The sequence below is a fragment of the Bartonella callosciuri genome (assembly GCF_014203215.1).
Classification (GTDB): Bacteria; Pseudomonadota; Alphaproteobacteria; order Rhizobiales; family Rhizobiaceae; genus Bartonella; species Bartonella callosciuri.
This window is the reverse complement of the sequence record NZ_JACHIM010000019.1, coordinates 1-5465: the sequence shown is the minus strand read 5'-3', so window position 1 is coordinate 5465 and position 5465 is coordinate 1. Positions and strand designations below refer to the sequence as shown.

General features: G+C 37.9%; 9 protein-coding genes. 7 read left to right on the top strand and 2 right to left on the bottom strand.

The features are described from left to right. Positions 1-297: 297 nt before the first annotated feature. Complete coding sequence (locus HNQ69_RS07405) at positions 298-627, bottom strand: helix-turn-helix domain-containing protein (RefSeq protein ID WP_183229385.1); 330 nt, start codon at positions 625-627, stop codon at positions 298-300. Between the two features lie 111 nt (positions 628-738). On the opposite strand from HNQ69_RS07405, the gene HNQ69_RS07400 reads away from it, so the two are divergent. From HNQ69_RS07400 to HNQ69_RS07390, 3 genes are read left to right on the top strand one after another with little or no spacing between them, the layout of a single operon-like run. After that, positions 739-1032: a hypothetical protein gene (locus tag HNQ69_RS07400; RefSeq protein WP_183229384.1), complete on the top strand. Its 294-nt coding sequence runs from the start codon at positions 739-741 to the stop codon at positions 1030-1032. A gap of 11 nt (positions 1033-1043) precedes the next feature. Next, positions 1044-1361, top strand: coding sequence for a dATP/dGTP diphosphohydrolase domain-containing protein (locus HNQ69_RS07395; protein WP_183229383.1), 318 nt, complete (start codon positions 1044-1046; stop codon positions 1359-1361). A 12-nt stretch (positions 1362-1373) separates the two neighbouring features. Next, positions 1374-1784 (top strand): hypothetical protein, encoded by a 411-nt coding sequence (locus HNQ69_RS07390; RefSeq protein WP_183229382.1) that lies wholly within the window; start codon positions 1374-1376, stop codon positions 1782-1784. 168 nt (positions 1785-1952) lie between these two features. On the opposite strand, the gene HNQ69_RS07385 is transcribed toward HNQ69_RS07390, so the two are convergent. Continuing rightward, positions 1953-2612, bottom strand: a complete 660-nt coding sequence (locus tag HNQ69_RS07385; RefSeq protein ID WP_183229381.1) for a hypothetical protein — start codon at positions 2610-2612, stop codon at positions 1953-1955. A gap of 75 nt (positions 2613-2687) precedes the next feature. On the opposite strand from HNQ69_RS07385, the gene HNQ69_RS07380 reads away from it, so the two are divergent. The 4 genes from HNQ69_RS07380 to HNQ69_RS07365 are packed head-to-tail and all read left to right on the top strand — an operon-like array spanning position 2688 to position 5138. Then, positions 2688-3188 (top strand): hypothetical protein, encoded by a 501-nt coding sequence (locus HNQ69_RS07380; protein WP_183229380.1) that lies wholly within the window; start codon positions 2688-2690, stop codon positions 3186-3188. Further along, positions 3151-3516, top strand: coding sequence for a DUF1376 domain-containing protein (locus HNQ69_RS07375; protein WP_183229379.1), 366 nt, complete (start codon positions 3151-3153; stop codon positions 3514-3516). The genes HNQ69_RS07380 and HNQ69_RS07375 overlap by 38 nt, the downstream gene beginning before the upstream one ends. Continuing rightward, the gene (locus HNQ69_RS07370; RefSeq protein WP_183229378.1) at positions 3506-4678 is read left to right on the top strand and encodes a DUF1376 domain-containing protein; all 1173 of its coding nucleotides are present in this window, start codon (positions 3506-3508) and stop codon (positions 4676-4678) included. Before HNQ69_RS07375 ends, HNQ69_RS07370 begins: the two co-directional genes overlap by 11 nt. Then, complete coding sequence (locus HNQ69_RS07365) at positions 4638-5138, top strand: hypothetical protein (RefSeq protein WP_246348565.1); 501 nt, start codon at positions 4638-4640, stop codon at positions 5136-5138. Before HNQ69_RS07370 ends, HNQ69_RS07365 begins: the two co-directional genes overlap by 41 nt. The last annotated feature ends 327 nt before the right edge of the window (positions 5139-5465 follow it).

Sequence of the window (5465 nt, the reverse complement as noted above, 5' to 3'; positions counted from 1 at the left end):
ATACTGTCTTTCTCATCCCTGCACATGACTAAGAGAATTTCATCAGATTTTATAAAAACTGGTTTTGTCACAAATGCCTCCATACTGCCTATTGGCAACGGTTAATTTATAGGGTATGGAGTGGATATAAATGCAAAAAGTGCAATAGTCAACATAAAAATGTAAAAAGTGCATATTTATGTTAGGTGTATTTTTTTAAAAAATGCACTATCCACAATTTATGGAGATACAATATGCAAATAGCGGAACCAAGCTCTAGCCTTTTAGAAGGATTTTCTCAGGAAGAGAAAGAAACCATTACTTATCTTTTGATTGCCTTAAAAACTCAATATATGAAACCACAGATCTCTTATTTTCTTCAGAAAGATCACGATAGAAATTCATAAACTCTTGATCAACATCAGTGAAAAAGTTTGGGGGGGGGTCATTAAAAAACTTAGCCATTTTAACTAATTCTCCAATACTTATGCTTCTTGATTTTCCATTTTTATAAGGATTAATCATTCTGCTTATAGTGGATTGATGGATTCCCAAGTAGGCGGCTAGTTCTACTTGAGCACCGTGTCCGCGCTCTTCTAATTTTTTTTCCAGCCATTGTTGGATACTTTTTTCAATATTGCTACTCATGATCTAAGCATTATCCCTAAAAATACGCAAAATGCAAAAGTGTGAAAAGTGCATTTTTTGTTGACATATGTAAAAAGTGCAATTATTAATTGCAACATTATGGAGATAGATATGCCTTCGAAATTGATCATAAAATATTTAGGTGGTTTCAAAACGGTAGCAACTATAGTTCAAAGGGATGTATCATCTGTTTCTAGATGGCGTAACTTCATACCAGCAAAGCACCAGCAAAAAATTTTAGACTATGCGCGTGAACATGGCATAGATTTGCGTCCTGATGATTTCTTTTATTCTGAGCGTTTGCAGAAATTAATGCAAGAGAAGCAAACACCCCCAATGTCGAAATTTATAGAAAGTTCCGATGTTCACAGTGCGTGTGAGCCTAGCAACGTTTTACAGTCGTAAGGAGAGTGGTGATGATTGTAAGAGAAGCAAGTAAAAATGATGATGGCAAGGCACGTTTAGAGCTCATACCGCCGTTGGCCCTGATTGAGATTGGTAAAGTTTTAGAGTTTGGAGCAAAGAAATACGGAGCAAATAACTGGCGTAATGGCATGCACTGGAGCAGGTTTCACGGTGCTGCCTTACGTCATTTATTAGCATGGTTTGGAGGGGAAAATAAAGATAGCGAAAGTGATTTGTCACACTTGGCACATGCGGCTTGTTGCCTTCTTTTTTTAATGGAATGCGAAGCCAAACAGATTGGTCGTGATGACCGCCCTAAGAGCAATTAAAGGAGAAACAAAATGGGTTTAAATGAAATTTTATTAATAGCGGTAATTTCAGTCTTGCTTTTAGGCGGGGTCATATTTCGGTTTGCTTTGTCTTATCGAGATCAGGTTAAATCTCTCAAAGAGCAGCTTAGAAATCTGAGAGAAGAACACAAAGAGAAAAGGCATGAGTTTTTAAAGGAAACTAAGAAAATAATTGATGACTATGATGCGGATCTTAAAAAACGCGACGAAGAAATTGAAAAACTAACACAACAGCTTGAGCAGTGTGATGAGGCATTCAGACGGAACAATGGACTTATAGAGACACTAGAAGCAGATGTTAGATCACGCGATGCAGAAATTGAAAGGCTAAAACAAGAGGGTGAGCAGTGTGATGAAGCTGTAAGAGAAAATTCTCATAAAAATAAGAAGAAAAGTAAGTGAGGGTGTTAAGATGGTATCAACAATAGCAGTTTGCACTTCTATGGCGGTCAATATTCAATTAGCGGTACAACTTTATCTATTTTATAAAGAATTACAAATAGTTAAAAAGGAAATAATTAGGAAAAACGAAAAAATATGGAGGCAAGAAGAGGAAATCCAAAGATTATCTTATCCTAGCATGTTCTCTTCTTCAAAAGATAGCAAAAATTCTGGCCAAAACTTAGTTTGAACTACTCTTTCTGGGTGATTTGATGAAGTGTGTTCAATGATAAAGATTGGTACAGTTTCGATATTTGGTTTGAGATGGCGAACTGTGAGACTAAATATAGCTTGTTCATTTTCCTTTAGATTAAAATAGCCGCGTATGTCCTGTGAATTTAAGTTTGCTGTAAAAGGACTTTTAAAACTCATGTATTTTTCGTTCTCAGGGATAAAGGGTATTATATGATCTACAGAACCCCCTTTAACAAATGCAAATGGGCTTTTGTGATGTATCTGAAAATTATTCATTTTTATTGAATGTTTTGTAGGATTTTTTATGATTACTGTTATGTCAATAAGGAAATCTTTACCGCTCTTATATGCGTATGGATTCTCCTTTATAATAGCCTCTAGATTTGGACCTAAGTCTCGCCTCTCTTTTTCTTGCCATAAGATGGATAGATGTTCTTTTGCTGTTTCAGATTGTTCTTGTAGTTGTCTTAGTTGTTTATTGAAATTTATAAGATCTATTTTTCGATTTCTACAACCTAACCATATTCCAAAAAATGAGATGAAAGTTGGTACTATTAATGAAATAATATCAATCACATCTTTATCTATTTGCATACTTCTTACACCTTTCTTTCCTTCATTTTCAGAAAAAAACAATCCTATAAAACACGTTTTGTATGGAGAGGCGCGGTGAATAACACGATTCTTTGTTTTGATCTAGGAACCAAAACTGGCTGGGCAATAGGTGGTGCAGATGGTGACATATTCAGTGGTACCGTCAATTTTGAATCCCGTCGTTTTGAAGGCGGTGGGATGCGTTATTTACGCTTTAAGCAATGGTTATCAGAAATAAAGCATACAGCAGGTGGCATTGACGCGGTGTATTTTGAAGAGGTGAGGCGTCACATTGGGACCGATGCTGCCCATGTTTACGGCGGTTTTTTAGCAACCTTAAAAGTTTGGTGTGAGTATTACAAAATACCGTATGAAGGCATTCCTGTTAGTACGATTAAGAAAGCGACGACGGGGAAGGGGAATGCCACAAAAGAAGAGATGATAGAGGCAATGCGTGTAAAAGGCCACGCGCCTTGTGATGATAATGAAGCGGATGCTTTGGCAATATTACATTTAGTTAAAGAAAGGGAATTGGGGTATGTTGACGAAATCACCTTGGATAAAACTTTATCCTGATCAATTTTTAAAAGAGCTTACAGGTTTGAAAGCGATAGAGAAGGCTGTTTACACAACACTCGTGTTGCTGATGAGTGATAAAAGAACGCCTCTTTTAAATAATGCCTCTTATTTATCAGGTTGGTGTGGTTGTTCAGTCAGAACGTTTCAAAAAACCTTAGAAGCTTTAATAAACACGGGTCATGTCACACGTTTAGAGGATGGCAGCTTATGGCATAGGTCATTTGCCTTTGATCATGATGCTATTAATAAATTTTCAGAGCGTGCTTCGAAAGCAGCCCTTGTGAGGTGGAACAAAAGAAAAGAGGAGGCAAGGCATGTCAACTAAGTTGGCTTGGACGAGGCTTTTTTCATCTCAATGGATTGTAGATGTTAGTGGCATGAGCATAGTCGAAAAAGGTCTTTATATGACCCTTTTTCTCTATATGTGTGAGGAACGCCGTCCTATTGTTGAAGATGCCGCTAAATTAGCACGGTGGGCTGGTTGTTCGGTACGGGTTCTCAAAAATGCATTAAATTCCTTATTACGCGATGAAAAGATCATCCGTTTAGAGGATGGTCGTTTGTGGAATTTAAAAGTCGAAGAAGAACTCAATAACTGTCATGAGAATTTAGATAAGGTCTCTAAAGCAGCACGGTCAAAGATATTATCGGAAAGGGCACAGAAAGCAGCGCAGGCAAGATGGGCAAAACATACAAATAATGCTTGTGATGATGCTAAAGCCCCTGAAAATACTGAAAACTATGCTAAAAACGATGCTAAAAATGCTAAATGTGACATTAAGCATATTAAGCATGATTTTCATGATGCTAAAAATGATGCTTACGACATGCTTAATGATGCCTATATATATAACATAAACAATAACACTAACATTAACAGTTATAATAAAAAAACTAAAACTATCGTTTTAGCAAAAAAAGAAATTGGTTCTGAAAGTTTAGAAACAAACGAACAGGTTCACGAGCCAACAGAGGTTCATGCTGTTGAGACCACATCAGATCAAAACGCAACAGGTGCAGAAAACCAACCTCCCCTTCACGAGCAAGAAAACGTTCCTAAGAAAGTCAAGCGGTCTAAAGCTAATCGAGGCTGTCGATTGCCTGAGGATTTTGAACCAGATTACGATTTTGCGCTTGCAGAGGGCTTGCCTCCGGAGCGTGTGAAAGTCGAGATCGCAAAGTTTCGAGATTACTGGACTGCCAAGACAGGCAAGGATGCTACCAAAATCGATTGGCAAGCAACATGGCGTAATTGGGTGAGAAATTCAAAGGATTATAAAATCAGTAAGCAAGGTGGAAATTATGGAAATTACTCTCAAAGGCAAAAAAGCATTAGTGAACGCCTCTCAGACAGTGTCCTTGATATCGGATCTCGAGGTTACTTTGAAGCACATTCACGGAATGATAGCCCCGGGGTTCCCTTTGGTTTTGAAGGATGGCAGTGCCTTGACCAAACAGCAGGAAATGATTGCTTTAGAAGCTTGTGATCAACTTCAAGAGCTGTTTGCAGTGAAAGCTAGAAAAGAGGACATAGCCAAGGCACTTCGTATGCTTTCTTGTGGTTTGAAAATAGCACAACAGGCCGATCATGAAGGGATGGCGCTGACCTATGGAATGGTGTTGGAGAATGTTTCTGCCTGGTCACTGATGAAAACAGTTAAACGGATTTTATGTGATGAGATAGACTGCTTATCGGATACGTTTTTTCCCAGCACGCGTGAACTTGTGAGGTTATGCCGTGATTTAGAAAACAGTCTTTTGATCAAAGCCAATCTTGTCCGCAAGGCTGTTTTGAATAGCCGTGAAAAAAGGATGAAAGAAAAAACAGCGAAAGAGCACTTTAGACCACTAACGCTTGTTCAACAGCAAGAGCTTGAAAAGGTTTTAAAGGGGATAGGAGGAGTCATGAAAAATATTGAAGGACAGCAAAGTAGTGAAAAGTGGTGATGGTTTTGTGTTTAGATATGCGTTTAAATCGACAAAAAGGCACCGTACAGAGCGATTTAAAGGTTTTGTGATAGATTTGCTATGTAAAAGTTAAACGGCTCTGTACGGTCAAGTTTGAGGTAAATAAACCCATTGGTAAAATTATGGATTTATATTGGGGATATTAAAACAGATGTTTTTAAAAAAACGTAAACAGCCTATGCAAAAAAAGTTTGTTGCAACAGCGGTCGGACATGCACCATGGGGATTAGGGGTAGCAGAGTATTTTTATAACCTTTACGAATATCCTGATGGTAGGAGAGAGTACGAAGAATTTGATGGTGGTCA

Excerpts from the sequence above, each read along its gene's own strand:
- HNQ69_RS07390 (WP_183229382.1), top strand. The coding sequence starts at position 1,374 with ATGGGTTTAAATGAAATTTTATTAATAGCGGTAATTTCAGTCTTGCTT.
- HNQ69_RS07370 (WP_183229378.1), top strand. The coding sequence starts at position 3,506 with ATGTCAACTAAGTTGGCTTGGACGAGGCTTTTTTCATCTCAATGGATT.
- HNQ69_RS07395 (WP_183229383.1), top strand. The coding sequence starts at position 1,044 with ATGATTGTAAGAGAAGCAAGTAAAAATGATGATGGCAAGGCACGTTTA.
- HNQ69_RS07375 (WP_183229379.1), top strand. The coding sequence starts at position 3,151 with ATGTTGACGAAATCACCTTGGATAAAACTTTATCCTGATCAATTTTTA.
- HNQ69_RS07405 (WP_183229385.1), bottom strand. The coding sequence starts at position 627 with ATGAGTAGCAATATTGAAAAAAGTATCCAACAATGGCTGGAAAAAAAA.
- HNQ69_RS07385 (WP_183229381.1), bottom strand. The coding sequence starts at position 2,612 with ATGCAAATAGATAAAGATGTGATTGATATTATTTCATTAATAGTACCA.
- HNQ69_RS07400 (WP_183229384.1), top strand. The coding sequence starts at position 739 with ATGCCTTCGAAATTGATCATAAAATATTTAGGTGGTTTCAAAACGGTA.